Source organism: Buttiauxella sp. BIGb0471 (assembly GCF_024807715.1).
Classification (GTDB): domain Bacteria; phylum Pseudomonadota; class Gammaproteobacteria; order Enterobacterales; family Enterobacteriaceae; genus Buttiauxella; species Buttiauxella agrestis.
On the sequence record NZ_JANUEU010000004.1, the window covers coordinates 1 to 24725 of the forward strand.

Genomic DNA, 24725 nt, shown 5'->3' on the forward strand with positions numbered 1-24725 from the left:
GATTGCTGCAGTCAGAGTAGTTTTACCATGGTCAACGTGGCCGATAGTACCGACGTTGACGTGCGGTTTTGTACGTTCAAATTTTTCTTTAGACACGGCTATATTCCTTACTGTTGCGCTCTCCCCTTCTGGAGAGAGCACGGGATCAATGTTTTTTAAAACCCGGGGCTTATTTACCGCGAGCTTCGATTACGGCCTGAGCTACGTTGTTTGGCGCGTCATCATACTTCAGGAATTCCATGGAGTAAGATGCACGACCTTTGGTCAGTGAACGCAGTTGAGTTGCGTAACCGAACATTTCAGACAACGGAACTTCAGCGTGAATCTGAACGCCAGTAGCGTTAGATTCTTGACCTTTCAGCTGACCACGACGACGGCTAAGGTCACCGATAACGTCACCGGTGTTCTCTTCCGGAGTTTCAACTTCAACCTTCATGATAGGCTCAAGCAGAACTGGTTTCGCTTTCTTAAAGCCATCTTTGAAGGCAATAGAAGCGGCCAGTTTAAACGCCAGTTCAGAGGAGTCAACGTCGTGGTAAGAACCGAAGTGCAGACGCACGCCGAGATCTACTACTGGGTAACCCGCCAGAGGACCAGACTTCAGCTGCTCCTGGATACCTTTATCAACAGCAGGGATGTATTCCGTTGGGATCACACCACCTTTGATGTCGTTGACGAACTCGTAACCTTTCGGATTCGAGCCCGGCTCCAGTGGGTACATGTCGATAACAACATGACCGTACTGACCACGACCACCAGACTGCTTAGCGTGTTTACCTTCAACATCGGTAACTTTCGCGCGAATCGCTTCACGGTAAGCAACCTGAGGTTTACCAACGTTAGCTTCAACGTTGAATTCACGCTTCATACGGTCAACGATGATGTCGAGGTGAAGCTCACCCATACCAGCGATGATAGTCTGGTTGGTTTCTTCATCAGTCCATACGCGGAATGATGGATCTTCTTTAGCCAGACGACCCAGAGCCAGACCCATTTTTTCCTGGTCAGCTTTGGTTTTTGGTTCAACTGCGATCGAAATTACTGGCTCAGGGAATTCCATGCGCTCCAGGATGATCACATTGTCCTGGTCACACAGGGTATCACCGGTAGTCACTTCTTTCAGACCAATAGCTGCAGCGATATCGCCCGCGCGAACTTCTTTGATCTCTTCACGTTTGTTGGCGTGCATCTGTACGATACGGCCCAGACGCTCACGTGCTGATTTCACCGGGTTGAACACGGTGTCACCAGAGTTAACAACGCCAGAGTAAACGCGGAAGAAGGTCAGGTTACCAACAAACGGGTCAGTTGCGATTTTGAACGCCAGAGCAGCAAACGGCTCGTTGTCGTCAGAGTGACGAACAGCCGGAGTGTCTTTACCGTCGTCCAGCATACCGTTAATCGCAGTAACGTCAGTCGGAGCTGGCAGGTATTCAACTACCGCATCCAGCATCGCCTGAACACCTTTGTTCTTAAATGCAGAACCACAGGTAACCAAGATAATTTCGTTGTTCAGTACGCGCTTACGCAGAGAAGTTTTGATCTCTTCTTCAGTCAGCTCTTCGCCACCAAAGAATTTCTCCATCAGTTCGTCAGAACCTTCAGCAGCGGCTTCAACCAGTTTCTGGCGCCATTCTTCGGCCAGTTCCTGCATATCAGCTGGGATCTCTTCGTATTCGAAGGTCACGCCCTGATCGGCTTCGTTCCAGTTGATGGCTTTCATTTTCACCAGGTCAACAACACCGGTGAATTTCTCTTCCGCGCCGATAGCCAATTGCAGAGGCACCGGAGTTGCGCCCAGACGTTTTTCAATCTGATCAACAACTTTCAGGAAGTTAGCACCCATACGGTCCATTTTGTTAACGAACGCGATACGTGGAACTTTATATTTGTTTGCCTGACGCCATACGGTCTCAGACTGTGGCTGAACACCACCAACAGCACAGTAAACCATTACCGCACCATCAAGAACACGCATGGAACGTTCAACTTCGATGGTGAAGTCAACGTGCCCTGGGGTGTCGATGATGTTGATGTGGTGTGGTTCGAACTGTTTAGCCATACCTGACCAGAAACAGGTGGTCGCAGCAGACGTGATGGTAATACCACGTTCCTGCTCCTGCTCCATCCAGTCCATAGTGGCTGCGCCATCATGAACTTCACCGATTTTGTGGTTTACACCGGTGTAGAACAGAACACGTTCGGTAGTAGTTGTCTTACCGGCGTCGATGTGAGCACTGATACCAATGTTACGGTAACGCTCAATGGGTGTTTTACGAGCCATTTGATTCCTCTATATCCTAGGACGTTCATTTAAGTAACCCAAAGCGGGCAGCTCACATGAAGCGCCCGCTTGGTGACTAACACTCCGAAGGGATTACCAACGGTAGTGAGCGAACGCCTTGTTGGCTTCAGCCATACGGTGAACGTCTTCACGTTTCTTAACTGCAGTACCTTTGTTCTCTGCAGCATCAGAAAGTTCGTTCGCCAGGCGAAGAGCCATGGATTTATCACCGCGTTTACGAGCAGCTTCTACGATCCAACGCATTGCCAGAGCATTACGACGAACCGGACGTACTTCTACTGGAACCTGATAAGTAGAACCACCAACACGGCGGGACTTAACTTCGACAGTCGGACGAACGTTGTCCAGAGCGACTTCGAAAGCTTCCAGTGCTTGTTTACCAGAACGCTGAGCCAGGGTCTCCAGCGCGGTATACACGATAGATTCAGCAGTAGATTTCTTACCATCTACCATCAGAATGTTTACAAATTTGGCCAGCAACTCTGATCCGAACTTAGGATCTGGAAGAATTTTACGTTGACCAATGACGCGACGACGTGGCATGGGAATACTCCGTTGTTAATTCAGGGTTGTCCAAAACTCTATTGAGTTTGACATTTATTTAAAACGTTTGGCCTTACTTAACGGAAACCATTAAGCCTTAGGACGTTTCACGCCATACTTGGAACGAGATTGCTTACGGTCTTTAACGCCGGAGCAGTCAAGTGCACCACGAACGGTGTGGTAACGAACACCTGGCAAGTCTTTTACACGACCACCACGGATCAGGATAACTGAGTGTTCCTGCAGGTTGTGACCTTCACCGCCGATGTAGGAGGTAACTTCAAAACCGTTAGTCAAACGCACACGGCATACTTTACGCAGTGCGGAGTTTGGTTTCTTAGGAGTGGTAGTATATACACGAGTACATACGCCACGTTTCTGCGGGCAGGCTTCCAGCGCTGGCACGTTGCTTTTTGCAACTTTGCGAGCGCGTGGTTTGCGAACCAGCTGGTTAACTGTTGCCATTAAATAGCTCCTGGTTTTAGCTTTTGCTTCGTAAACACGTAATAAAACGGCCTCATATAATATGAGGACGCAGAATTTTAGGGCTGAGCCGAAAAGGTGTCAAGAAATATACAACAATCCTGGATTTTACCAGGTAATCTGCTGTTCGTGTTTAACTGTCAATCCGACGAAATCAGTATAGCTGACCTTGCCTATGCCGTTCGAAATTTGAGCAGTTAAGCCACGAGCCTCGATATCTTCGTGCAGCGCGTAAATAGAAATGGGGGCGGACAGCAGCAAATCAAGGGCTTTGGTCCCTGATAACGCAGCGATGACCGCATCTTGTAGCAATAAAACATCGTCGCCAGGCTTCACACAGCGCAGCAACGCTTCAAGATCTGTTTGAAAAGGTGAGTGTTGTAAAATATGCAGCATGTCGCCTCAGAAAGTCAGAACTACATCAAACTGATGCAGCATTTCGCTCAGCGCCTCTGGTTCAAGAGGTTTTACATCAAGCACCCAGGTACCTTCTGGAGACAATCCTCTTTCGCGAATGGAGTCTGCACAGATATAACACTGTTCTATGTCGTACAGCGGCAGCACGCGAAAAGTGGCGATGTAATCTCTTGCGAGGACAAGTCCCGGCTGTTGGTCCGGAATCAATTGCAATACGCCATCACCAATGAAAAACACACCGATGTCTTCGCTTAGCGCAGATGTCGCCAGCAAAGCATCCAACCCTTCCCGGCCAGCAGCGCTTCCATGAGGCGGTGTTTTAAATATAAATGCCACACGCTTCATCAGAATTGCACCGTTCTATCACAGGTCAGAGATGCTTGTGCCAAAGCGCCCAGCCCACTTAGCGTGAAACCAGACTGCAAATTATGGCACGGTAAACCGAGTTGAACCGCTTGTTCTTCGTCTGTCACGCCGCGGCGTAACGCGGCAGCCACGCAAATATGCAGCTCGACTCCATGCTCTTGATGCAGATGTTGCCATGCGCGCACTAAATCAAATTCATCGCTTGCAGGAGAGGTCAGCTGATTCGCGTTATAAACACCTTCTCGGTAGAAGAACACGCTTTCCAACGTATGCCCCTGGCCGATAACAGCCCGTGAAAACTGCAACGCACTACTCGCTTGCTGCGTGCCATAAGCCGGCCCTGTCACCAGGATGGCAAAACGCATTATTTATCCTGCCCCTGGAAATCACCGTTTTTGAATTGACGGATGTAGAGATACACCGTGTGTTTAGAAATATTCAAACGGTCGGCAACCTGGTTGATAGCGTCTTTGATATCAAAGATGCCTTTCTCGTAAAGATTAAGGACAATCTGTCGATTCTTGGCGTTGTTGGACACATTACGATCGGCATTCACTTCTTCAATCGTGAATTCCAGCGCCTGCATAACCAAATCTTCTACGGAGGAAGCAAAGTTCACGGAAGAAGCCACTTCTGGCGTTTCCGGCGGAATAAACGTCGACATAATTTGCGAGAACGGCACATCAAGGTTGATGTTGATGCACAGCAGTCCGATGACGCGCTCATCACGATTACGAATGGCGATAGTCTCTGACTTCATCAGTACGCCACTTTTAGCACGTGTGAAATAGCATTTAGAAACGCTACTGTCCGCACCGGTCATATCATGCAGCATTCGTAATGCGAGATCGGTAATTGGCGAGCCAATTTTGCGCCCGGTATGTTCACCATTCGCGATACGGATGGCCGAACATTTTAAATCTTGCAGCGAGTGCAACACAATTTCACAATGAGAACCAATCAGCATCGCTAACCCGTCCACTACCGCTTCGTAGGATTTTAATATTTCAAAGTCGGTTTGTTCAAAAGGACGCTGGTCCAGTAAGTCAAGCTCACTGGTTTCATTGGTTAAAAGCGAATTGGACATTTAAAGATACCACCCTCTACAGAGAGCCTGTCGCGCTTAAATGGTGTCAGGGCAGACTCATACTCGTTGTTGCGCAGTCTGCTAAGGTAATACAGCGTAAGATGCGCTTTCCAGCTTTTATTATACCCTGCCTCAAATAAAAAACCGCCGCCCTTGTGGGCGGCGGTTAATCATACCTTACTTGCTCTTAGCTGCTTCAGCTTCTGGAGCAGGAGCGGCATCTGGTTTAGCGTCTGCTTTAGGGGCTGGTTTGATATCCAGCAGCTCAACGTCAAATACCAGCGTGGAGTTAGCAGGGATCCCTGGAACGCCAGTTTTTCCGTATGCTAATTCTGGTGGAATAACCAGTTTGATTTTCCCGCCTTTCTTCAGGTTTTTCAGGCCTTCAGTCCAGCCTGGGATAACACCGTCAAGACGGAAAGACAGTGGCTCGCCACGGGTGTAAGAGTTATCAAACTCTTTACCGTCAATCAGCGTACCTTTGTAGTTCACAACAACAGTGTCGCTATCAGTTGGTGCTTCACCCGTACCAGCTTTGTCGATTTTATACATCAGGCCAGTAGGAGAGGTTTTAACACCTTTCTCTTTTGCGAAAGTATCACGGAAGGCTTTGCCTTTATCCGCGTTTTCTTTAGCGTCTTTTTCCATTTTCGCTTGAGCAGAAGACTTCACGCGAGCTTCAAAAGCTTGCAGAGTCTGCTCGATTTCCTGGTCAGATAATTTGCTCTTGTCAGCAAATGCATCCTGAACACCAGCGATAAGCTGAGTTTTATCAAGAGTGATACCCAGCTTTTCTTGTTCTTTCAGAGAGTTTTCCATATAACGGCCCAGCGAAGCACCTAATGCGTACGCAGATTTCTGGTCGTCATTTTTGAATGCCGCGTTGCTGGCAGCAGGAGCAGCAGGAGCCGCAGCATCTTTAGCGGCAGCAGCCGGGGCAGCGAACGCCGGAGCGCTCAGGGCAACGGCCATCGTGGTCGCCAGTAGCGTTACTTTAAACAGTGATTTCATCCATTTCTCCAGGGCCGGGGCCTCTAACCCCAAGGTTATTATCAACTAAGAGACGTACTATAACGTCGTGGAAGAAATCTACACAATCTCTCCGCGTCTTATCGAGACAAATTCAGACTCTTTTTGTTTAAAGAAGTTTCGTCCAGCGCAAAACGGCACTGTATCGAGAGAGATTTTTCAGTAGAATCGCCAGGAATTGTCCATCCGCAGGCCAGGAGTCATTAGCCATGCAACAAAAATCGACCGAACAACGGCTGGAAGAACTTGAGAGTCGTCTCGCTTTCCAGGAGATTACAATAGAAGAGTTAAATCAGACGGTAACGGCTCACGAATTGGAGATGGTCAAACTGCGCGAGCATTTCCGTTTGTTGGTTGAAAAACTAAAAGCGAGCCAACCTTCGATGGTAGCTTCAGAAGCCGAAGAAACTCCGCCCCCGCATTACTAATTTTACAAAAAGAAAAGGCGTGTCACAGACACGCCTTTTTTATTCCTAACGGCATCCTTAACGGATTAATGGCAGCCGCAGCCACCATTACCGCCGCAACCACCTTTACCATGTTCATGGTCGCCGTGATCGTGGCCATGACCACCGCAGCAGCCATCTTCACCATGGTCGTGGTGATGATCGTGTTCGCCGTGAACGTGACCATGAGCCAGTTCTTCAGCAGTCGCTTCACGAATAGCGATAACTTCTACGTTGAAGCTCAGGTTCTGACCTGCCAGCATGTGGTTGCCATCGACAACAACGTGCTCATCTTCAACTGCGGTAATTTCAACAGGTACTGGACCCTGGTCGGTATCAGCCATGAAGCGCATGCCAACTTCCAGCTCGTCAACGCCCATGAAGACGTCTTTCGGTACACGCTGAACCAGGTTTTCGTCGTATTGGCCGTAAGCGTCATTTGCGCCAACGTTCACGTCGAAACGATCACCAACAACGTGACCTTCCAGAGCGGTTTCCAGACCAGAAATCAGGGAGCCGTGACCATGCAGATAGTCCAGCGGCGCACTCACCGGAGACTCATCAACCAACACACCGTCTTCTGTACGTACCTGATAAGCCAGGCTGACCACCAGGTCTTTTGCTACTTTCATGATATCTCCTGAGCGAGCGTGAGAAAAAAACTGGCGCCGATTGTAGCGGAATTTAGCGCCGGTGTACCCCTAAGCTTAAAAAAAGCTGGCGCATCTCGCTAGTCCGGATGAAAAATCCCGATCACTTGCTCTTGTTCGCGAGCACGGTCCCGAGGTTGCTTATCCTCTTCACGCATTTGATGACCGCACTTAACACACTCAACAATATCGACATTATTCTCACGCCACATCGCGAGGGAATCCCGTGTCTGGCATTCAGGGCAAACAGCCCCGGCAATAAAACGTTTACGCACCGGCATTGGCTTCACCTTAATTATTCAAAATCGTCCCAACCATCGAACTGCCGACGCTCTTGCTGCATCTCGCGTTCAAAGATTTCTTCTAACTCACGACGCGCTTCCCGAACCCTGGAAATTTGTGCGTTATCGGTATGAATCGGCATTAATTCACGCAGCATGCTCATGTCCAGGCGTCGGAAATGAAGCTGCGCACGATGTGCCTGATGAGGATGCATTCCCAACGTCATCAACGCCTTACGCCCCAGCTCGAGCGCACTGGAAAACGTCTCGCGGGAGAACTGCGTGACGCCAGCCTGCAATAATTCATGCGCCTCCACACGGCCCCTGGCACGCGCCAGTATCGCCAGATGTGGAAAGTGTTGTTGACACAAATGAACGACTTTCATCGTGTCTTCCGGTTCATTACAGGTAATCACAATCGACTTTGCCGTCTCGGCGCCTGCCGAACGTAACAACTCAAGTTCGGTGGCATCACCATAATAAACTTTGTAGCCATATTTACGCATCAGGCTCACGGAACTGATATCACGCTCCAGCACCGTAATACGCATTTTGTTGGCCATCAGCAAACGGCCAATCACCTGCCCGAAACGCCCAAAGCCGACAATAATAACCTGTGGCTGGTCGTCCTCCACGTAGGGCTTTTCATCGTTTTCGTCATCAATGGTATTAAACCGCCGCGCAAGAATGGCATCGACACCTTTCATCAACAGCGGCGTGGTCATCATCGATAACGTAACGGTCACAAGGAGGAGCGGCATTTGGTCACCGCTGAACAGCTTTTGTGAAGAAGCGGTTGAGAACAGTACGAAAGCAAACTCTCCGCCCTGGCTGAGTACGCCTGAAAACTGCAAACGCTCGGAGCTGCGCAAGCCGAAAAACCACGACAGGCCATACAACACACCGGCTTTCACCGCCACCAACACCACGACGCCCAGGACAACCCAGAAAAGATGGGTGTATAGCACGCCAAGGTTTAGTGCCATGCCGACGGAGATAAAGAACAAACCGAGCAACAATCCTTTAAAAGGATCAATCGCGATTTCCAGTTCGTGCCGGTATTCACTTTCAGCCAGCAACACGCCTGCGATGAATGTCCCTAGCGCCATTGAGAAACCCAGCGCATCCATAAATAACGCCGAGCCCAATACTAATAACAGTGCCGCAGCGGTAAAGACTTCCCGCACGCCGGAGCCTGCAATAAAGCGGAACAGAGGCTTTAAAAGGTAACGGCCGCCAATCAACATGCCCGCAAAAGCCAACACCTTGAAACCAATTTTTATCCAGTCCGGGCTGTCGTCACCATTTCCGGCGAGCAACGGAACCAAAGCAATCGCCGGAATGACGGCTAAATCCTGGAACAGCAATACAGAAAATCCGAGCTGGCCGGATTCATTGCGGTTCATGCCTTTATCGCGCATTAACTGCAATGCCATCGCGGTCGAGGACATCGCCAGCCCTATTCCGCCGATGACCGCCGCTTGCCAGGAGAACTGCGTTAGCATCAACAAGCCGGCCAGTACCACCGCACTGAGCAATACCTGCGCAGCCCCGACGCCAAAGATAGACCGCCGGAGCTGCCATAACTTTGAAGGATTAAGCTCCAGGCCAATGATAAACATCAGGAACACAACACCCAGTTCAGAGAAGTGCAGGATTTCATCTACGTCACTGATAAACCCTAAACCCCACGGCCCAATGGCGATTCCCGCCAGCAAATAGCCGAGCACCGCGCCAATCCCTAATCGGGCAGCAATAGGGACGGCAACCACTGCTGCAAACAAAAACAGCACTCCTGCCAGCAATACGTCAGAACCTTCCATCAGCGGCCTCCTGGCAGGGTTGGTGATGCCAACCACTCGCCATACGCCTTCGCGTGGCTGGCAAGCTCTTGGGGAGACTGGCGGCGCGCCCAATAAACAATCATTGGATTCATCCAGTGCATACGGCACATCGCGGCAGTCAGTTCAAAGGGGCGTAAAATATCGGTCAGTGGGAAGCGATTAAAACCATCGTGGCGATAAGCACCTTCTGGTTCCCCAGTGGTTATCACGCTTCGCCAGTACTTTCCCGCGAGAGCTGTACCTCCAACACCACTTGCAAAGCCACGGCTGAGCACACGATCCAGCCACTCTTTGAGTAACGCCGGGCAGCTATAAGTATAAAGAGGGTGCTGAAAGACGATGACATCGTGCTCTTGCAGCAATGCCTGCTCGCGATAGATATCAATAAAAAAGTCAGGATAGTGCGCATAAAGGTCATGCACAGTGACATTAGCAAGCTTCTGCGCAGGCTGGAGTAAGACGCGGTTTGCTACCGAATCTTGTGACTCCGGATGGGCATATAGCAGCAAAACTTTCGGCGGCTGCGACATCATTACCCTCCAGGGCGTCGTCATAGTCTTTAAATTGGGCTACCATGCAGCCCGACGCGGTGCCGTAAGCATCACGTTACCTTAATATAATGACAATTTAACATACTCTGAACATACGGCGCTTTATGATTGTTTTCTCCTCGTTACAAATTCGTCGCGGCACACGCGTTCTGCTGGATAACGCCACCGCTACCATCAATCCAGGCCAAAAAGTGGGTCTGGTGGGTAAAAACGGCTGCGGTAAATCCACGCTGCTGGCGCTTCTGAAGAACGAGATCAGCGCCGATGGTGGCAGCATGACCTATCCGGGAAACTGGGCGCTGGCTTGGGTAAACCAGGAAACGCCAGCACTGGCAATGCCTGCCATTGAATATGTTATTGATGGCGACCGCGAATTCCGACTGCTTGAAGCAGAACTGGCAAAGGCCAATGAGCGCAACGATGGCCACGCTATTGCGCTGATTCACGGTAAGCTTGATGCAGTAGACGCCTGGACGATTCGCTCCCGCGCTTCAAGTTTGCTGCACGGTTTAGGCTTCAGCAATGAGCAACTCGAACGCCCGGTGAGTGATTTCTCCGGTGGCTGGCGTATGCGTCTGAACCTCGCGCAAGCCCTGATTTGCCGTTCCGATTTACTGCTACTCGATGAACCGACTAACCACCTGGACTTAGATGCGGTTATCTGGCTCGAGCGCTGGTTGAAAAGTTATCAGGGCACGTTAATTCTGATTTCCCACGACCGAGACTTCCTCGACCCGGTGGTCAGTAAAATTATCCACATCGAACAAGAGCAGATGTTTGAGTACACCGGCAACTACTCGTCGTTTGAAGGCCAACGCGCCACTCGCCTGGCGCAACAGCAGTCGATGTATGAAAGCCAGCAGGAGCGTGTCGCGCATCTGCAAGGTTTTATCGACCGTTTTAAAGCGAAAGCCAGCAAGGCAAAACAGGCACAAAGCCGCGTGAAGATGCTTGAACGCATGGAGCTGATTGCCCCAGCGCACGTTGATAACCCGTTCCATTTCAGCTTCCGTGCTCCGGAAAGCCTGCCAAACCCGCTGCTGCGCATGGAAAAAGTCAGCGCCGGTTATGGGGATCGCGTGATTCTGGACTCCATCAAACTGAATCTGGTGCCTGGTTCACGCATCGGCCTGCTGGGTCGCAACGGTGCCGGTAAATCAACGCTGATAAAACTGTTAGCGGAAGAAATTAAGCCATTACAGGGTGATATCGGCCTGGCAAAAGGTATCAAGCTCGGCTACTTCGCGCAGCATCAGCTCGAATACTTACGCGCTGACGAATCGCCGTTGCAGCACCTGGCGCGTATTGCACCAAAAGAGCTGGAACAGCAATTGCGTGACTATCTGGGTGGTTTTGGTTTCCGGGGCGACAAAGTCACCGAACAAACCGCGCGTTTCTCCGGCGGTGAAAAAGCGCGACTGGTTCTGGCCCTGGTTGTCTGGCAGCGCCCTAACCTGCTGCTGCTCGATGAACCGACCAACCACCTTGATCTCGACATGCGTCAGGCGCTGACCGAAGCGTTGATTGATTTTGAAGGTGCGCTGGTAGTGGTTTCGCACGACCGTCACTTATTGCGTTCGACTACCGATGATTTGTATCTGGTCCACGACGGTAAAGTCGAAGCGTTTGATGGCGATCTGGAAGATTATCAGCAGTGGCTTGTCGATTTGCAAAAGCAGGAAAACCAGCCGCTCGATTCTGCAAAAGATAACGTCAACAGCGCACAGGCTCGTAAAGATCAGAAACGCCGTGAAGCAGAATTACGCACGCAAACTCAGCCCCTGCGTAAGCAAATCACCACGCTTGAAAAGCAGATGGAAAAGCTGAATGCCCAGCTTGCGCAAGTGGAAGAGAAACTGGCTGACAGCGCTATTTACGACCAAAGTCGTAAAGCAGAAATGACCGAATGTCTGCAAACTCAGGTGAAAGTGAAGTCAGCACTGGAAGAGTGCGAGATGGAATGGCTGGACGCGCATGACAAGTTAGAGCAGATGATGCAGGCCGAGTAACCGTTTGGCCTCAACCTTATCGAAAACTAAGGATGAGGCCCGCGAACTTAATGCCAAATCAACAGGGCACACGCCGCCGTCAGCAACCCCATAAAGACATTGAAGATTGTCCAGGAGCGCCGGCTGCGCAGCAGTTTGCCGATAATGCTGCCAAACGCAATCCAGATAATACCTGCAACAATGTTAACCAGCGCAATCCCGATACTGATTAACGCCACGGAATGCAGGTACTGAGCACCGGCAAGGCTAAAACTTGCCACTGCACCCAGTGCCATCAACCAGGCTTTAGGGTTGATAACCTGAAGTAAACCGCCCTGCCAGAATGGAATAGGAGCCGGAGGCGGCGCATCCGTTTCCAGTTTTTCATAGGTCGCGGTGCCGATTTTCCATGCCAGCCATAATAGGTAAGCACTCCCGGCAATCTTCAGGATAAGGTGCAAAGCAGGATACAAAAGGATTAAGCTACCGACGCCAAAGGCCACCAGCAACAGGATGCATTGCATCCCAAGCATGATGCCAATCATCAACGGAATGGTGCGCATAAAGCCGTAATTGGCGCCGGAAGAAGTCAGTAACATATTGTTTGGGCCGGGTGTAATAGCCGCGACCCAAAGAAAACCAAGCATTGAGAAGAAAAGCGTTTCCATGAAATGGGTGTTCCACACCCGGTAAAGTTAATTAGCAAACTAAATGAAACTAACAGTGTGATATGGCTACGACAAGTCCCGCAGTATTGAATTTTAATCACGAAGAAGATGATCAATTTCGTCCGTTGAAGGGTGTCAGTAATCCACACCTGCAAACCATGCTTCCGCGTTTGATTCGCCGTCGCCTCAATTTCAAACCTCACTGGCAACGTCTGGACATGCCGGATGGGGATTTTGTCGATCTTGCCTGGAGCGAAGACCCACGCCAGGCAATGCATAAACCACGGTTAGTCGTTTTTCATGGTCTCGAAGGTAGCCTGCACAGCCCATACGCTCACGGTTTAATCGAGGCCGCCAGCAAGCAAGGGTGGCTGGGCGTAGTCATGCATTTCCGTGGATGTAGTGGCGTGCCAAATCGCATGAAACGCATTTATCACTCGGGCGAAACTGAAGACGGAAGCTACTTCTTAAACTGGCTCAGTACCCGTTATGGCAAAGTGCCGACTGCGGCAGTGGGGTTTTCCCTCGGCGGGAACATGCTCGCTTGTTTATTGGCAAAACAAGGTGCTGACTGCACGCTACAGGCCGGTGTCATAGTTTCAGCTCCTCTGATGCTGGAACATTGCAGCGCGCATATCGAAAAAGGATTCTCCCGCGTTTATCAGCACTATCTCCTGAATCTGCTGAAGAAAAATGCCGCGCGCAAGCTCAGAAGCTATCCGGGGTCTCTCCCTGTTGATATGCGTCAGCTTAAAGGAATGCGCCGTCTGCGCGAGTTTGATGATTTGATTACGTCAAAGATTCACGGCTTTGCTGATGCTATCGACTACTACCGCCAATGCAGCGCGATGCCGTTACTGCCGCAAATCAAAACCCGGACGCTGATCATCCACGCCAAAGATGACCCGTTTATGGATCATCATGTGATCCCGGATAAAGCCATATTGCCTGCTAATATCGAATACCAACTTACGCGCTACGGTGGGCATGTTGGGTTTGTTGGTGGGACGTTACGCCGCCCTGAAATGTGGCTTGAGCAACGCATCCCGCAATGGCTGTCTCAATTTTTGGACCAGTAATATGATGATTCCCTGGCAAGACCTGCCTCCCGAAACGCTTGATAATCTGATTGAATCCTTTGTATTACGAGAAGGCACAGATTATGGTGAACAAGAGCGCTCACTTGAGCAAAAGGTGGCTGATGTTAAGCGCCAACTGCAAAGTGGTGAAGCGGTACTGGTATGGTCAGAACTTCATGAAACGGTGAATATCATGGCTCGCGGGCAATTTCGCGGCTAAGCCTGCCTATACTGCATAATACAACTGCCTTCACCCAACCAAACTTGCTACTACGCATGGAGTTGTTGCCTTATGTCAGCCAAACATCCGGTTATTGCCGTAACAGGTTCCAGCGGCGCGGGAACGACCACCACCAGCATCGCCTTTCGTAAAATCTTCCAGCAATTAAACCTACGTGCAGCTGAAGTTGAAGGCGACAGTTTCCATCGTTTCACACGTCCTGAAATGGATATGGCGATTCGTAAAGCGCGCGACCTTGGCCGTCATATCAGCTACTTCGGGCCGGAAGCCAACGACTTCGGCTTGCTTGAACAAACGTTTATTGAGTACGGCAAAACCGGGCAGGGTAAATCACGTAAATATCTTCATACCTATGATGAAGCCGTACCCTGGAATCAGATTCCCGGCACGTTTACTCCATGGCAACCGTTACCAGAACCGACTGATGTTTTGTTTTATGAAGGCTTGCATGGCGGAGTCGTTACCCCGCAGCACGACGTCGCCAATGCCGTCGATTTACTGGTTGGCGTAGTGCCGATTGTCAACCTGGAGTGGATTCAAAAACTGGTGCGCGACACCAGCGAGCGCGGTCATTCCCGTGAAGCAGTAATGGATTCCGTCGTGCGTTCGATGGACGATTACATCAACTACATCACGCCGCAATTTTCGCGCACGCACATCAACTTCCAGCGCGTACCGACGGTAGATACCTCTAACCCGTTTGCCGCACGCGGTATTCCATCTTTAGATGAAAGTTTTGTCGTGATTCATTTTCGCGGTCTGGATGATATCGACTTCCCGTATTTGCTCGCCATGCTGCAAGGCTCATTTATTTCCCACATCAATACATTAGTGGTGCCGGGCGGCAAGATGGGACTGGCAATGGAATTGATCATGACGCCGTTAGTTAAGCGCCTGGCGGAAGGTCGGAATATCAATAATTAGGGCGGCTAAACACCGCCCTTTTACTTCACTCTAGCCTTCAATCACTTCGTAGCTATGGGTGATGTTTACGGCTTTTTCCAGCATCAACGCAACGGAACAGTACTTCTCAGCAGACAAGTCTACCGCACGCGAAACTGCATTATCTTTCAATTCCTTGCCTGTCACGATGAAATGCAGATTAATATGCGTGAACAGACGCGGCGCTTCCTCGCGGCGCTCGGAGGTCAGTTTCACTTCGCAATCAGTCACGTTGTAGCGGCCTTTTTGCAAAATAGAAACCACGTCGATTGCGCTACAACCACCAGCGGACATCAGAACCATTTCCATCGGACTGGGTGCTTTATCGCCAGAATTACCGTCCATCAGAATCTGGTGTCCAGAAGCGGACTCCCCAAGGAAGGTTAACCCTTCAACCCACTTCACTCGTGCTTGCATGTTGCTTCTCCCGTTGAAAAAATTGTCTTTCAGAGTACGCAGATTCAGCAAATCTGGCAATGGAAGGCGACCTGCGTCAAGCTGAAACGAGACAATAGGAGACACTTGTCAAAAGCTATGCTAAAACAATCCAGATGCAACATCGATACATTGACGTTATGCATGTATGCAGAGGACATCACTAATTACAGGCAGCAAGAATGACTTGCATGCCATCTCCCCAAGGTGGGGAATATTCTAATACTTGCAACGCCAGACAGGATGTTTAGCGTCCTGTCGTTGGTAGCCAGTTATAAAACAGAGGATAACCGCGCATGGTGCTTGGCAAACCGCAAACAGACCCGACTCTCGAATGGTTCTTGTCCCATTGCCACATTCATAAGTATCCATCGAAGAGCACACTGATTCACCAGGGTGAAAAGGCTGAGACGTTGTATTACATCGTCAAGGGTTCTGTGGCTGTTCTGATCAAAGATGAAGAGGGCAAGGAAATGATCCTCTCCTATCTGAATCAGGGCGATTTCATTGGCGAGTTAGGGCTGTTCGAAGAAGGTCAGGAACGTAGTGCCTGGGTTCGTGCTAAAAGTGCCTGCGAAGTGGCTGAAATTTCATATAAAAAATTCCGCCAGCTCATTCAGGTCAATCCAGACATTTTGATGCGCCTGTCTTCACAGATGGCTCGCCGTCTGCAAGTGACATCTGAGAAAGTCGGTAACCTGGCATTCCTGGATGTGACTGGTCGTATCGCGCAGACACTGCTGAACCTGGCTAAACAGCCTGATGCAATGACCCACCCGGACGGTATGCAGATTAAAATTACCCGTCAGGAAATCGGTCAGATCGTGGGTTGCTCTCGCGAAACCGTTGGTCGTATCTTGAAAATGCTGGAAGATCAAAATCTGATCTCTGCTCACGGTAAAACGATCGTCGTTTACGGCACTCGTTAATCTCCGTCTCAAAAAAGGCGTGTTGCTTCATAACACGCCTTTTTTGTCTCTAAAAAACTAAATCCGAAACCCGATTAATTGAAGCTGCAGCAAGGCAGCAAGTGAGTTCATCCCGATGAGCTTACTCAAGTAAGTAATTCGGGTGGATGAACGCAGCTAACGCCGCTGCAGCTTTAAGTAAGAAGGGTTTATGTGGCGAAGACTGATCTACCATCCTGAAGTTAACTACGCACTGCGGCAAACGCTGGTGCTGTGCCTTCCGGTGGCAGTAGGTTTGCTCTTTGGCAATCTCCAGTCCGGCCTGCTTTTCTCTTTAGTCCCTGCCTGCTGCAACATTGCAGGGCTTGATACTCCCCATAAACGCTTCTTCAAACGCCTGATCGTCGGCGGTAGCCTGTTTGCCGTCAGCAGTTTGATCATGCAGCTTTTATTGCTTTATACCTCCGTGCCGTTGCCGGTGATATTGGCTGTGATGGCGCTATTGCTGGGCGTCACAGCAGAAATCAGCTCCCTGCATGCTCGTCTGCTTCCCGCCTCACTCATTGCCGCGATCTTTACACTCAGCATGGCGGGGAATATGCCCATCTGGAAGCCAATGCTGCTGTATGTCAGCGGTACAATTTGGTACGGCGTGTTTAACTGGTTTTGGTTCTGGATGTGGCGCGAGCAGCCACTGCGCGAATCATTAAGCTTGCTCTATCGCCAACTGGCGGATTACTGCGAAGCCAAATACGGGATGCTCACGCAGCATACCGACCCTGAAAAAGCGCTGCCTCCGCTCCTGGAGCGGCAGCAAAAAGCCGTTGACCTGATCACGGTCTGCTACCAGCAATTGCACATGCTGGCGGCAAACCAGCAAAATGGCTACAAGCGCTTGTTACGTGCGTTTCAGGTCGCTCTGGATTTACAAGAACACATTTCCGTCAGCCTTCACCAACCTGCCGAAGTGCAAAAACTGGTTGAGAAAAGCCACGCTGAAGCCGTGATTCGCTGGAACGCGCAGACCATTGCAGCGCGTTTACGCGTGCTGGCTGACGACATTCTTTATCATCGGTTCCCGCAGCGGTTCACGATGGATAAACAGATTGATGCCCTTGAGAAAATCGCGCGTCAAAATCCGGATAACCCGGTTGGGCAATTTTGCCATTATCACTTCAGTCGGATTGGCCGAGTTTTACGCACCCAGCGCCCGTTGTATATCCGTGATTTGATGGAAGACCGGCAGCGTCGTTTGCCACTTTGGGCAGCACTGAAAAGCTATTTATCTTTGAAATCCGCCGCGCTGCGTAACGCCGCCAGATTAGGTGTAATGCTGACCATCGCCAGTATTTTGGGGGGATTTTTACATCTGCCTAAACCTTACTGGATTTTGATGACGGTAATGTTTGTGACGCAAAACGGCTATGGCGCAACCCGGGTGAGAATTCTTCACCGGTCGGCAGGCACCATTGCAGGTTTGGCGATAGCGGGCATCGCGCTGCACTTCCACTTTCCGCAAGATATCGCGCTGGCCGCGATGTTGGTCATTACGCTGGTCAGCTATTTGTTCATTCGTAAGAGTTACGGCTGGGCGACAATTGGCTTTACCGTCACGGCGGTTTACACCCTGCAACTGATCACCCTCAGCGCCGAGCAGTACATCGTTCCGCGCTTAATAGATACGCTACTCGGCTGCCTGATTGCCTTTGGCGGCATGGTATGGCTGTGGCCACAATGGCAAAGTGGTTTGCTGCGCCAAAACGCCCACGATGCTCTGGAGCGCGATCAGGATGCGATTCGCCTGATTCTGAGCAGTGACCCGGAACCCACGCCGCTGGCGTATTCGCGAATGAGGGTCAACCAGGCGCACAATGCCTTATTCAACTCGCTCAACCAGGCGATGCAGGAACCTGGATTTAACTCGCACTATCTTGCCGATATGAAACTGTGGGTGACGCACAGCCAGTTTATCGTCGAACACATCAATGCGATGACCACACTCGCCCGCGAACACAACATGTTGACGCCGGATCTCGCCCAGCATTATTTGCAATCGTGTGAAATTGCGCTGCAACGATGCCAGCAGCGGCTTCAGTATGATGGGCCTGGGGAAACCAATGATGCGAATATTCTCGACCCACTGGAAGGGCTTCCGAGCGGGCCGCTAAGTACCATGGAGCAACATTTACAGCGGGTGTTGGGCCACCTCAGCACCATGCATACCATATCTTCGGTTGCATGGCGCCAGCGGCCACATCACGGAATCTGGCTTAGCCGCTTACGGCGCTCCAATTAACGCATGATTAAGCGTTAACGACTTTTGCGACCGCTTTGGCAAAGCGCGTCATACCGTCTTCGATATCTGCATCTTCAACAATTAACGCCGGGGCAAAACGCATGACGTCTGGCCCCGCGTTCAAGACCATCACGCCCGCTTCTGCCGCCGCATACAGGAACTCCCGGGCACGGCCTTTATAGTGAGGTTTCAGTTCAGCGCCGATCAATAAGCCCATGCCGCGAATATCGCTGAACACGTCGAATTGCTCGTCGATTTGCTGCAAATGCTTAACGAACTGCTGGCGCTTCGTCGCAACGCCTTTCAAAACTTCAGGCGTATTGATGATGTCAAATGCCGCACCTGCAACGGCACATGCCAGCGGGTTTCCACCGTAAGTTGAACCATGAGTGCCAACATGGAACGCAGAAGCAATTTCCTGAGTCGTCAGCATGACGCTGACCGGGAAGCCACCGCCGAGTGCCTTCGCGCTGGTCAGAATATCTGGTGTCACGCCGTAATGCATATACGCAAACAGCTCGCCAATACGCCCCATCCCGCACTGCACTTCATCGAATACCAGTAACGCTTTATGCTCATCGCACAACTCGCGCAAGCCTTGCAGGAATTCTGGGGTTGCTGCCGTTACACCGCCCTCGCCCTGAATCGGCTCGACCACGACCGCACAAGTATGGTCATCCATCACCGCTTTCACTGCATGCAAGTCGTTAAACGGCACATGAATAATATCGGCTGGCTTCGGGCCAAAGCCGTCGGAATACTTCGGCTGGCCGCCTACAGAAACGGTAAACAGCGAACGACCGTGGAAGGCATTATGGAAGGCAATAATTTTGGTTTTATACGGACTATGGCGCGTAGAAGCGTAGTAACGAGCCAGTTTGAAGGCGGTTTCGTTGGCTTCGGTACCAGAGTTCATAAACAGGACGCGTTCAGCAAAAGTAGCATCAATCAGCTTGCGGCCCAGGCGCAACGCGGGTTCATTGGTGAAAACGTTGCTGGTATGCCATAGCGTTTCGCCCTGACTTTTTAACGCTTCCACTAACGCCGGGTGGCAGTGACCTAGCGCTGTGACGGCAATCCCGCCGGCGAAATCAACGTACTCTTTACCTTGCTGATCCCAAACACGACTGCCCTTGCCTTTCACCGGGATAAACTCCGCCGGTGCATAAATCGGCAAAATCACTTCATCAAAAGTAGCGCGGGTAATTGCTGATTGTTCGGTTGCCATTAATTGCCATCCCATTTTTACGCAAGAACAGACATGAAAATATAATCATGAAATATGCATAAAAAATCATTATCTGGCAATAAAAAATCAACGATTGAGGAAATTGGCTAACAACTGATGTCCCTGCTCACTGAGAATACTTTCCGGGTGGAATTGCACACCCTCCAGCTCAAGCTCGCGGTGACGTATCCCCATAATCTCTTGCTTATCCGTCCAGGCCGTCACGTCAAAGCAGTCGGGTAACGTTGCGGGGTCGATAACCAAAGAGTGATAGCGCGTGACGGTAAGGGGATTATTCAGGCCGTGGAACACGCCAGAATTGTTATGCGTAATAGCGGAGGTTTTGCCGTGCATTACTTTTTCAGCACGCACAATCGTCGCCCCAAATGCCTGGGCAATCGCCTGATGACCAAGGCATACCCCGAGAATCGGCAACTGCCCGGCGAAATGCGTAATCGCCGCAAGAGAAATCCCTGCTTCGGTGGGCGTGCAGGGGCCTGGCGAGATAACCAATTTTTCTGGGGCTAACGCGCTGATATCAGAAAGGGTCAGCTCATCGTTACGTTTCACCACCACTTCTGCACCTAATTCGCAAAAGTACTGATAAAGGTTCCAGGTGAATGAGTCGTAGTTGTCGATAAGCAGTAGCATCGCGGCTCCAGGGTAAAAAAGAACCGCGCTATTCTATTCGCTTTCGCGCGCTTCGCTCACCACTTTAGTGAAAATCTCATTGAGCAGCGTCAAATCACCCAATGCCCCGGCCTGATTCGCCGTTGCCCAAGCTTCAGGCGCTACGTCTTTCCAATCGAGGATGTAACCAGCGTGGATTGCTAACTGCTCGAAGAACACGCGCTGTGCCCGACCACTGCCAACAAAAAACGGATGAAGTACGTTAATTTCACAATAGTAATGCGACAGGCGCTGAACGAACTCATTTCTGGTAAGTCCGACCAGATAATGCTCGTCCTCCATTTCTTGCATCAGATCGTTGCCTTCATTTTCGATGTACTCGAAATGGCAGAACTGTATCTCCCCTTTGGAAATATCAACGTCTCGTAGCTCGCCTGCCCAGTCGAAAACATCCTGAAAAAGCTGCTGATGGATGGCACACAGCCAGGGTAATCCGCGATGCAACGGGCCAAGTTCAATCGTTTCTACACGCTGCGCGATAATCTCATCTTGCGCATGAGGCTCAAGTATATCCAGCCGGGAACTGGCCTGAAACGAACGGCTGCGCAATTGCTGCCAAAGGCGGGACTTTTGTTTATCGGTCAGTTTCTTTGCCATGATGCCTCCCTAACGTGACGACCCATACTTGCCACAAGTATAAGCAGCAATCGGGGGAAGTGCAGAAAGGAAGTCAATGCGCGGGTGGAGGAAACCCGCGCAGGGATTTTTTACGGCAGGACTTTCGCGGAGAGGATAACTACAGGTTTTGACGGCACATTTTGGTATGGGCCAACGTCATGAGTTTGTACCTGAGAGATTTTATCGGCAACGTCCATCCCTTTCACAACTTTACCAAATACGGCGTAACCAAAGTCGCGCTGTCCGTGATCGAGGAAAGCGTTATCTGCCACATTGAGGAAGAACTGGCTGGTCGCACTGTCTTTATCGGCGGTACGGGCCATAGAAATGGTACCGCGAGTATTACGTAAGCCGTTATCGGCTTCGTTTTTAATCGGTGGGTTTGGCTGCTTCTGATTCATATCTGCCGTGAAGCCGCCGCCCTGGAGCATGAAGCCCGGGATCACGCGATGGAAAATGGTGTTGTTGTAGAAGCCGCTGTTAACGTAATCCACAAAGTTTTTCACAGAAACTGGGGCTTTCTGGCTATTTAACTCAAGCTCAATTTCACCTGCTGAAGTCGTCAACAGGACGTGTGGGTCACCTTTAGCAGCAAGTGCCGCAGGAGAGAGAGCGGAAAGAGCAAACACAGTTGCTACAGCCGCCAAAGTCGATTTGAGCATGAATAATTCCTTACGAATGCAGTGAATGAAGCAAGTTGCTAGATTGTAAAGACGTGCTCAACTCTGCGCCAGCCATTTACGGTTTTTTACTTTCACACAAATCAATAAGTTAAATGAATGAATTAATGAGTGGCACTCTTTAATGTGATCGAAATCACTCTAAAACCAGTCTGTTGCTGCAAATGAATTATAAATTGTATGAATGAATCACGTTTTTGACTAAAATCCATTCTTCTCGAGTGCTGTCAAAGCACTTTACATTTCTATTCACAGGCTCGTCATGACTAACAGCAACCGCATTAAGCTCACATGGATCAGCTTCTTCTCCTACGCCCTCACTGGCGCGTTGGTAATTGTCACCGGGATGGTGATGGGCAATATTGCCGAATACTTCCACGTTCCCGTTTCCAGCATGAGTAATACTTTTACCTTCCTGAACGCGGGCATTCTGATTTCTATCTTCCTGAACGCCTGGTTGATGGAAATCGTGCCGCTCAAAACTCAGCTGCGCTTCGGATTTATATTGATGATTCTGGCGGTGGCCGGACTTGTCTTTGGCGATAACCTGACCATATTCTCCGTCGCGATGTTTGTGCTCGGGCTGGTCAGCGGTATCACCATGTCGATTGGTACCTTCCTGATCACCCACATGTATGAAGGCCGCCAGCGTGGTTCACGCCTGCTGTTTACCGACTCCTTCTTCAGCATGGCGGGGATGATTTTCCCAATGGTGGCAGCAATTTTGCTGGCGCGCAGCATCAACTGGTATTGGGTTTACGTCTGCATCGGCCTGGTTTATGTCGCTATTTTCATTCTGACAATCGGCTGTGATTTCCCGGCACTGGGCAAACACGCACCGAAAACCGAACACGTTGCCGAGAAAGAAAAATGGGGCGTGGGCGTTCTGTTCCTTTCCATTGCCGCACTTTGCTACATTCTCGGCCAACTGGGCTTTATCTCCTGGGTTCCGGAATACGCCAAAAGCCTGGGCATGAATCTGAATGATGCAGGCCAGTTAGTCAGCGATTTCTGGATGTCTTATATGTTTGGCATGTGGGCATTTAGCTTCATTTTGCGTTTCTTCGATCTGCAACGCATTCTGACTGTTCTGGCAGGTGCCGCGACCGTTCTGATGTACTTCTTCAACAAAAGTGAACCTGCCCATCTGGCGTGGTTTATTTTGGCGCTCGGTTTCTTCTCCAGCGCAATCTACACCTCGGTTATCACGCTCGGTTCATTGCAGACCAAAGTGGCTTCACCAAAACTGGTTAACTTCGTTCTGACCTGCGGCACCATCGGCACCATGCTGACCTTCGTGGTCACCGGCCCGATTGTGGCACACAGCGGCCCGCATGCGGCGCTGCAAACCGCAAACGCGCTGTATGCCGTGGTATTTATCATGTGCCTGATTCTGGGCCTTGTGACTAAGCACCGCCAGCATAACGCGGTGACTCCGCACTAAGCGCGTCTGATGACGCTACGCTTATTCGACCTACGCGGTTTTGTAGGGGATAAGCGCCAGCGTCATCCGCCCTCTTCACCCAGCAAAACTTATCTCTTCAGCGTCATCCAACATCACCCAGGTTTGTGACAATTGCGTGGTCGCAATCACCTTCCCTGCGCGTATAGACCAGCGCACCGGCACCTGCCGACGCACCGCATCAAAACCACTTTGCGCCGGAAGAATAATCAGGTTCGCCGCATTTCCCTCAGTAATCCCGTACTCTTTCACCCCGAACGTGCGCGCACTATTTTCCGTAATCAGCTTTAAACCTTCGTCAATCTGCTGATACCCCATCATCTGGCAGACATGCAGCCCCATATGCAGTACTTGCAACATATTGGCCGTCCCCAGTGGATACCACGGGTCAAACACGTCGTCATGACCAAAACAAACGTTAATGCCTGCTTCAAGTAACTCTTTAACGCGCGTGACGCCCCGACGTTTCGGGTAATCATCAAACCGACCTTGCAGATGAATATTCACCAGCGGGTTAGCGACAAAGTTAATGCCAGACATTTTCAACAAACGAAACAAGCGCGAGGTGTAAGCGCCGTTGTAAGAGTGCATGGCCGTGGTATGGCTGGCGGTAACACGTTCGCCAATGTCATCTCGCAGCGCAAGAGCCGCAACGGTTTCGACAAACCGCGACTGCTCATCGTCAATTTCGTCACAGTGAATATCCAGCGGGCGGTCGTATTTTTTCGCCAGTGCGAAAGCTTTATGCAGCGATTCAACACCGTACTCACGGGTGAACTCAAAGTGCGGTATGGCACCGACGACATCCGCACCCAGTTGCAACGCTTCTTCAAGCAGCGCTTCACCGTTGGGGTACGACATAATCCCTTCCTGTGGGAATGCGACAATCTGCACTTCAATCCAGGGGGCAGCTTCTTGCTTCACTTCCAGCATCGCTTTTAGCGCAGTCAACGTCGGGTCTGAAACATCAACGTGCGTGCGAACATATTGAATGCCGTTCGCAATCTGCCATTTCAGCGTCTGCCAGGCGCGCTGTTTCACATCCTCGTGCGTCAGAAGTGCTTTACGTTCAGCCCAACGTTCAATGCCTTCAAACAAAGTGCCCGACTGGTTCCAGTTCGGTTGGCCCGCGGTCTGCGTAGTATCAAGGTGAATATGAGGCTCAATAAATGGCGGGATCGCCAGACCGCCTCGCCCGTTAAGAATCTGCTCGCTCTCCGGCTGGATATCATCCATGGGTTTTATGGCGTTGATGCGCCCATTTTCGATGGCTATTTGCCACAACCCTTCACGCCCGACCAGACGCACATTCTGAATTAACTCCAACGCCAACTTGCTCATACCCACCCCTTGTTGATTAGCTGCCTCTATTTCATAGCACGACCAGGCAAAATCAGGGCATTTATTGTCTTCCAGTGAATAGCTAAACATTTCCGTCACTTATAAAAACCCACTAAAATCAGCAATATACCCATTAAGAGGTATATA

General features: G+C 50.5%; 28 protein-coding genes. 8 read left to right on the plus strand and 20 right to left on the minus strand.

Annotated elements, in window-relative coordinates:
* The 9 genes from M2371_RS13865 to fkpA form a co-directional block, all read right to left on the minus strand.
* The coding region (locus tag M2371_RS13865) for a GTP-binding protein (RefSeq protein ID WP_001967706.1) at positions 1-96 on the minus strand (96 nt) is incomplete at its 3' end.
* A gap of 73 nt (positions 97-169) precedes the next feature.
* Positions 170-2284, minus strand: coding sequence for an elongation factor G (gene fusA, locus M2371_RS13870; RefSeq protein WP_034499038.1), 2115 nt, complete (start codon positions 2282-2284; stop codon positions 170-172).
* A 93-nt stretch (positions 2285-2377) separates the two neighbouring features.
* Complete coding sequence (rpsG, locus tag M2371_RS13875) at positions 2378-2848, minus strand: 30S ribosomal protein S7 (RefSeq protein WP_034499040.1); 471 nt, start codon at positions 2846-2848, stop codon at positions 2378-2380.
* 90 nt (positions 2849-2938) lie between these two features.
* Positions 2939-3313, minus strand: coding sequence for a 30S ribosomal protein S12 (gene rpsL / locus M2371_RS13880; RefSeq protein WP_003023654.1), 375 nt, complete (start codon positions 3311-3313; stop codon positions 2939-2941).
* Positions 3314-3439: 126 nt separating this feature from the next.
* A complete protein-coding gene (gene tusB / locus M2371_RS13885; RefSeq protein ID WP_034499042.1) occupies positions 3440-3727 on the minus strand; it encodes a sulfurtransferase complex subunit TusB in 288 nt (95 codons plus the stop codon).
* A gap of 6 nt (positions 3728-3733) precedes the next feature.
* Positions 3734-4093 carry a sulfurtransferase complex subunit TusC gene (gene tusC, locus M2371_RS13890; protein ID WP_259267965.1) on the minus strand — a complete coding sequence of 120 codons (360 nt, stop codon included), beginning with the start codon at positions 4091-4093 and terminating at the stop codon, positions 3734-3736.
* Complete coding sequence (tusD, locus tag M2371_RS13895) at positions 4093-4479, minus strand: sulfurtransferase complex subunit TusD (RefSeq protein WP_259267966.1); 387 nt, start codon at positions 4477-4479, stop codon at positions 4093-4095. The genes tusC and tusD overlap by 1 nt, the downstream gene beginning before the upstream one ends.
* Positions 4479-5201, minus strand: coding sequence for a transcriptional regulator (locus M2371_RS13900; RefSeq protein ID WP_034460202.1), 723 nt, complete (start codon positions 5199-5201; stop codon positions 4479-4481). Before M2371_RS13900 ends, tusD begins: the two co-directional genes overlap by 1 nt.
* Positions 5202-5378: 177 nt before the next feature.
* A complete protein-coding gene (gene fkpA, locus M2371_RS13905; RefSeq protein ID WP_259267967.1) occupies positions 5379-6212 on the minus strand; it encodes an FKBP-type peptidyl-prolyl cis-trans isomerase in 834 nt (277 codons plus the stop codon).
* A gap of 227 nt (positions 6213-6439) precedes the next feature.
* Between fkpA and M2371_RS13910 the strand changes: the two genes are divergently transcribed.
* Positions 6440-6658 carry a protein SlyX gene (locus M2371_RS13910; RefSeq protein WP_034460204.1) on the plus strand — a complete coding sequence of 73 codons (219 nt, stop codon included), beginning with the start codon at positions 6440-6442 and terminating at the stop codon, positions 6656-6658.
* 65 nt (positions 6659-6723) lie between these two features.
* Here M2371_RS13910 and slyD read toward each other — a convergent pair whose 3' ends face one another.
* The 4 genes from slyD to kefG all read right to left on the minus strand — a co-directional run bounded on the left by slyD (position 6724) and on the right by kefG (position 9981).
* The gene (slyD, locus tag M2371_RS13915; RefSeq protein WP_034499051.1) at positions 6724-7308 is read right to left on the minus strand and encodes a peptidylprolyl isomerase; all 585 of its coding nucleotides are present in this window, start codon (positions 7306-7308) and stop codon (positions 6724-6726) included.
* Positions 7309-7406: 98 nt separating this feature from the next.
* The gene (locus M2371_RS13920) at positions 7407-7607 is read right to left on the minus strand and encodes a YheV family putative zinc ribbon protein (RefSeq protein ID WP_034499052.1); all 201 of its coding nucleotides are present in this window, start codon (positions 7605-7607) and stop codon (positions 7407-7409) included.
* 14 nt (positions 7608-7621) lie between these two features.
* The gene (gene kefB / locus M2371_RS13925) at positions 7622-9430 is read right to left on the minus strand and encodes a glutathione-regulated potassium-efflux system protein KefB (RefSeq protein ID WP_259267968.1); all 1809 of its coding nucleotides are present in this window, start codon (positions 9428-9430) and stop codon (positions 7622-7624) included.
* Positions 9430-9981 carry a glutathione-regulated potassium-efflux system ancillary protein KefG gene (kefG, locus tag M2371_RS13930; protein ID WP_034499057.1) on the minus strand — a complete coding sequence of 184 codons (552 nt, stop codon included), beginning with the start codon at positions 9979-9981 and terminating at the stop codon, positions 9430-9432. Before kefG ends, kefB begins: the two co-directional genes overlap by 1 nt.
* A gap of 125 nt (positions 9982-10106) precedes the next feature.
* On the opposite strand from kefG, the gene M2371_RS13935 reads away from it, so the two are divergent.
* Entirely contained in the window at positions 10107-12011 is a 1905-nt protein-coding gene (locus M2371_RS13935) for an ABC transporter ATP-binding protein (RefSeq protein ID WP_034499059.1), read from the plus strand.
* Between the two features lie 47 nt (positions 12012-12058).
* On the opposite strand, the gene M2371_RS13940 is transcribed toward M2371_RS13935, so the two are convergent.
* On the minus strand, positions 12059-12658 hold the full coding sequence (locus M2371_RS13940; protein ID WP_259267969.1) for a LysE family translocator: 600 nt from the start codon (positions 12656-12658) through the stop codon (positions 12059-12061).
* 62 nt (positions 12659-12720) lie between these two features.
* Here M2371_RS13940 and M2371_RS13945 point away from each other — a divergent pair, with 62 nt between their 5' ends.
* From M2371_RS13945 to M2371_RS13955, 3 genes are all read left to right on the plus strand, one after another.
* Positions 12721-13737: a hydrolase gene (locus tag M2371_RS13945; protein WP_172893061.1), complete on the plus strand. Its 1017-nt coding sequence runs from the start codon at positions 12721-12723 to the stop codon at positions 13735-13737.
* 1 nt (position 13738) lies between these two features.
* A complete protein-coding gene (locus M2371_RS13950; protein WP_034460225.1) occupies positions 13739-13957 on the plus strand; it encodes a YheU family protein in 219 nt (72 codons plus the stop codon).
* Positions 13958-14029: 72 nt separating this feature from the next.
* A complete protein-coding gene (locus M2371_RS13955) occupies positions 14030-14902 on the plus strand; it encodes a phosphoribulokinase (RefSeq protein ID WP_034499065.1) in 873 nt (290 codons plus the stop codon).
* 30 nt (positions 14903-14932) lie between these two features.
* On the opposite strand, the gene M2371_RS13960 is transcribed toward M2371_RS13955, so the two are convergent.
* Positions 14933-15337 (minus strand): OsmC family protein, encoded by a 405-nt coding sequence (locus M2371_RS13960; RefSeq protein ID WP_034499068.1) that lies wholly within the window; start codon positions 15335-15337, stop codon positions 14933-14935.
* Between the two features lie 314 nt (positions 15338-15651).
* Between M2371_RS13960 and crp the strand changes: the two genes are divergently transcribed.
* Together crp and M2371_RS13970 are read left to right on the plus strand one after the other, a co-directional pair.
* The gene (gene crp, locus M2371_RS13965) at positions 15652-16284 is read left to right on the plus strand and encodes a cAMP-activated global transcriptional regulator CRP (protein WP_003852956.1); all 633 of its coding nucleotides are present in this window, start codon (positions 15652-15654) and stop codon (positions 16282-16284) included.
* A 190-nt stretch (positions 16285-16474) separates the two neighbouring features.
* Positions 16475-18559, plus strand: a complete 2085-nt coding sequence (locus tag M2371_RS13970) for a YccS/YhfK family putative transporter (protein ID WP_259267970.1) — start codon at positions 16475-16477, stop codon at positions 18557-18559.
* Positions 18560-18566: 7 nt separating this feature from the next.
* On the opposite strand, the gene M2371_RS13975 is transcribed toward M2371_RS13970, so the two are convergent.
* The 4 genes from M2371_RS13975 to ppiA all read right to left on the minus strand — a co-directional run bounded on the left by M2371_RS13975 (position 18567) and on the right by ppiA (position 21757).
* The gene (locus M2371_RS13975) at positions 18567-19787 is read right to left on the minus strand and encodes an aspartate aminotransferase family protein (RefSeq protein WP_154151325.1); all 1221 of its coding nucleotides are present in this window, start codon (positions 19785-19787) and stop codon (positions 18567-18569) included.
* Between the two features lie 87 nt (positions 19788-19874).
* Positions 19875-20438: an aminodeoxychorismate synthase component 2 gene (gene pabA, locus M2371_RS13980; protein WP_115627088.1), complete on the minus strand. Its 564-nt coding sequence runs from the start codon at positions 20436-20438 to the stop codon at positions 19875-19877.
* Between the two features lie 33 nt (positions 20439-20471).
* Positions 20472-21074 carry a putative adenosine monophosphate-protein transferase Fic gene (locus M2371_RS13985; protein ID WP_172893058.1) on the minus strand — a complete coding sequence of 201 codons (603 nt, stop codon included), beginning with the start codon at positions 21072-21074 and terminating at the stop codon, positions 20472-20474.
* A gap of 110 nt (positions 21075-21184) precedes the next feature.
* Complete coding sequence (gene ppiA, locus M2371_RS13990) at positions 21185-21757, minus strand: peptidylprolyl isomerase A (protein WP_034499086.1); 573 nt, start codon at positions 21755-21757, stop codon at positions 21185-21187.
* A 280-nt stretch (positions 21758-22037) separates the two neighbouring features.
* Here ppiA and tsgA point away from each other — a divergent pair, with 280 nt between their 5' ends.
* Complete coding sequence (gene tsgA, locus M2371_RS13995; RefSeq protein WP_172893057.1) at positions 22038-23219, plus strand: MFS transporter TsgA; 1182 nt, start codon at positions 22038-22040, stop codon at positions 23217-23219.
* Positions 23220-23294: 75 nt separating this feature from the next.
* On the opposite strand, the gene M2371_RS14000 is transcribed toward tsgA, so the two are convergent.
* Positions 23295-24578 carry a cytosine deaminase gene (locus M2371_RS14000; RefSeq protein ID WP_259267971.1) on the minus strand — a complete coding sequence of 428 codons (1284 nt, stop codon included), beginning with the start codon at positions 24576-24578 and terminating at the stop codon, positions 23295-23297.
* Positions 24579-24725 lie beyond the last annotated feature (147 nt).

Coding starts and splice junctions, on each gene's coding strand:
- fusA (WP_034499038.1), bottom strand. CDS start 2,284: ATGGCTCGTAAAACACCCATTGAGCGTTACCGTAACATTGGTATCAGT.
- rpsG (WP_034499040.1), bottom strand. CDS start 2,848: ATGCCACGTCGTCGCGTCATTGGTCAACGTAAAATTCTTCCAGATCCT.
- rpsL (WP_003023654.1), bottom strand. CDS start 3,313: ATGGCAACAGTTAACCAGCTGGTTCGCAAACCACGCGCTCGCAAAGTT.
- tusB (WP_034499042.1), bottom strand. CDS start 3,727: ATGCTGCATATTTTACAACACTCACCTTTTCAAACAGATCTTGAAGCG.
- tusC (WP_259267965.1), bottom strand. CDS start 4,093: ATGAAGCGTGTGGCATTTATATTTAAAACACCGCCTCATGGAAGCGCT.
- tusD (WP_259267966.1), bottom strand. CDS start 4,479: ATGCGTTTTGCCATCCTGGTGACAGGGCCGGCTTATGGCACGCAGCAA.
- M2371_RS13900 (WP_034460202.1), bottom strand. CDS start 5,201: ATGTCCAATTCGCTTTTAACCAATGAAACCAGTGAGCTTGACTTACTG.
- fkpA (WP_259267967.1), bottom strand. CDS start 6,212: ATGAAATCACTGTTTAAAGTAACGCTACTGGCGACCACGATGGCCGTT.
- M2371_RS13910 (WP_034460204.1), top strand. CDS start 6,440: ATGCAACAAAAATCGACCGAACAACGGCTGGAAGAACTTGAGAGTCGT.
- slyD (WP_034499051.1), bottom strand. CDS start 7,308: ATGAAAGTAGCAAAAGACCTGGTGGTCAGCCTGGCTTATCAGGTACGT.
- M2371_RS13920 (WP_034499052.1), bottom strand. CDS start 7,607: ATGCCGGTGCGTAAACGTTTTATTGCCGGGGCTGTTTGCCCTGAATGC.
- kefB (WP_259267968.1), bottom strand. CDS start 9,430: ATGGAAGGTTCTGACGTATTGCTGGCAGGAGTGCTGTTTTTGTTTGCA.
- kefG (WP_034499057.1), bottom strand. CDS start 9,981: ATGTCGCAGCCGCCGAAAGTTTTGCTGCTATATGCCCATCCGGAGTCA.
- M2371_RS13935 (WP_034499059.1), top strand. CDS start 10,107: ATGATTGTTTTCTCCTCGTTACAAATTCGTCGCGGCACACGCGTTCTG.
- M2371_RS13940 (WP_259267969.1), bottom strand. CDS start 12,658: ATGGAAACGCTTTTCTTCTCAATGCTTGGTTTTCTTTGGGTCGCGGCT.
- M2371_RS13945 (WP_172893061.1), top strand. CDS start 12,721: ATGGCTACGACAAGTCCCGCAGTATTGAATTTTAATCACGAAGAAGAT.
- M2371_RS13950 (WP_034460225.1), top strand. CDS start 13,739: ATGATGATTCCCTGGCAAGACCTGCCTCCCGAAACGCTTGATAATCTG.
- M2371_RS13955 (WP_034499065.1), top strand. CDS start 14,030: ATGTCAGCCAAACATCCGGTTATTGCCGTAACAGGTTCCAGCGGCGCG.
- M2371_RS13960 (WP_034499068.1), bottom strand. CDS start 15,337: ATGCAAGCACGAGTGAAGTGGGTTGAAGGGTTAACCTTCCTTGGGGAG.
- crp (WP_003852956.1), top strand. CDS start 15,652: ATGGTGCTTGGCAAACCGCAAACAGACCCGACTCTCGAATGGTTCTTG.
- M2371_RS13970 (WP_259267970.1), top strand. CDS start 16,475: ATGTGGCGAAGACTGATCTACCATCCTGAAGTTAACTACGCACTGCGG.
- M2371_RS13975 (WP_154151325.1), bottom strand. CDS start 19,787: ATGGCAACCGAACAATCAGCAATTACCCGCGCTACTTTTGATGAAGTG.
- pabA (WP_115627088.1), bottom strand. CDS start 20,438: ATGCTACTGCTTATCGACAACTACGACTCATTCACCTGGAACCTTTAT.
- M2371_RS13985 (WP_172893058.1), bottom strand. CDS start 21,074: ATGGCAAAGAAACTGACCGATAAACAAAAGTCCCGCCTTTGGCAGCAA.
- ppiA (WP_034499086.1), bottom strand. CDS start 21,757: ATGCTCAAATCGACTTTGGCGGCTGTAGCAACTGTGTTTGCTCTTTCC.
- tsgA (WP_172893057.1), top strand. CDS start 22,038: ATGACTAACAGCAACCGCATTAAGCTCACATGGATCAGCTTCTTCTCC.
- M2371_RS14000 (WP_259267971.1), bottom strand. CDS start 24,578: ATGAGCAAGTTGGCGTTGGAGTTAATTCAGAATGTGCGTCTGGTCGGG.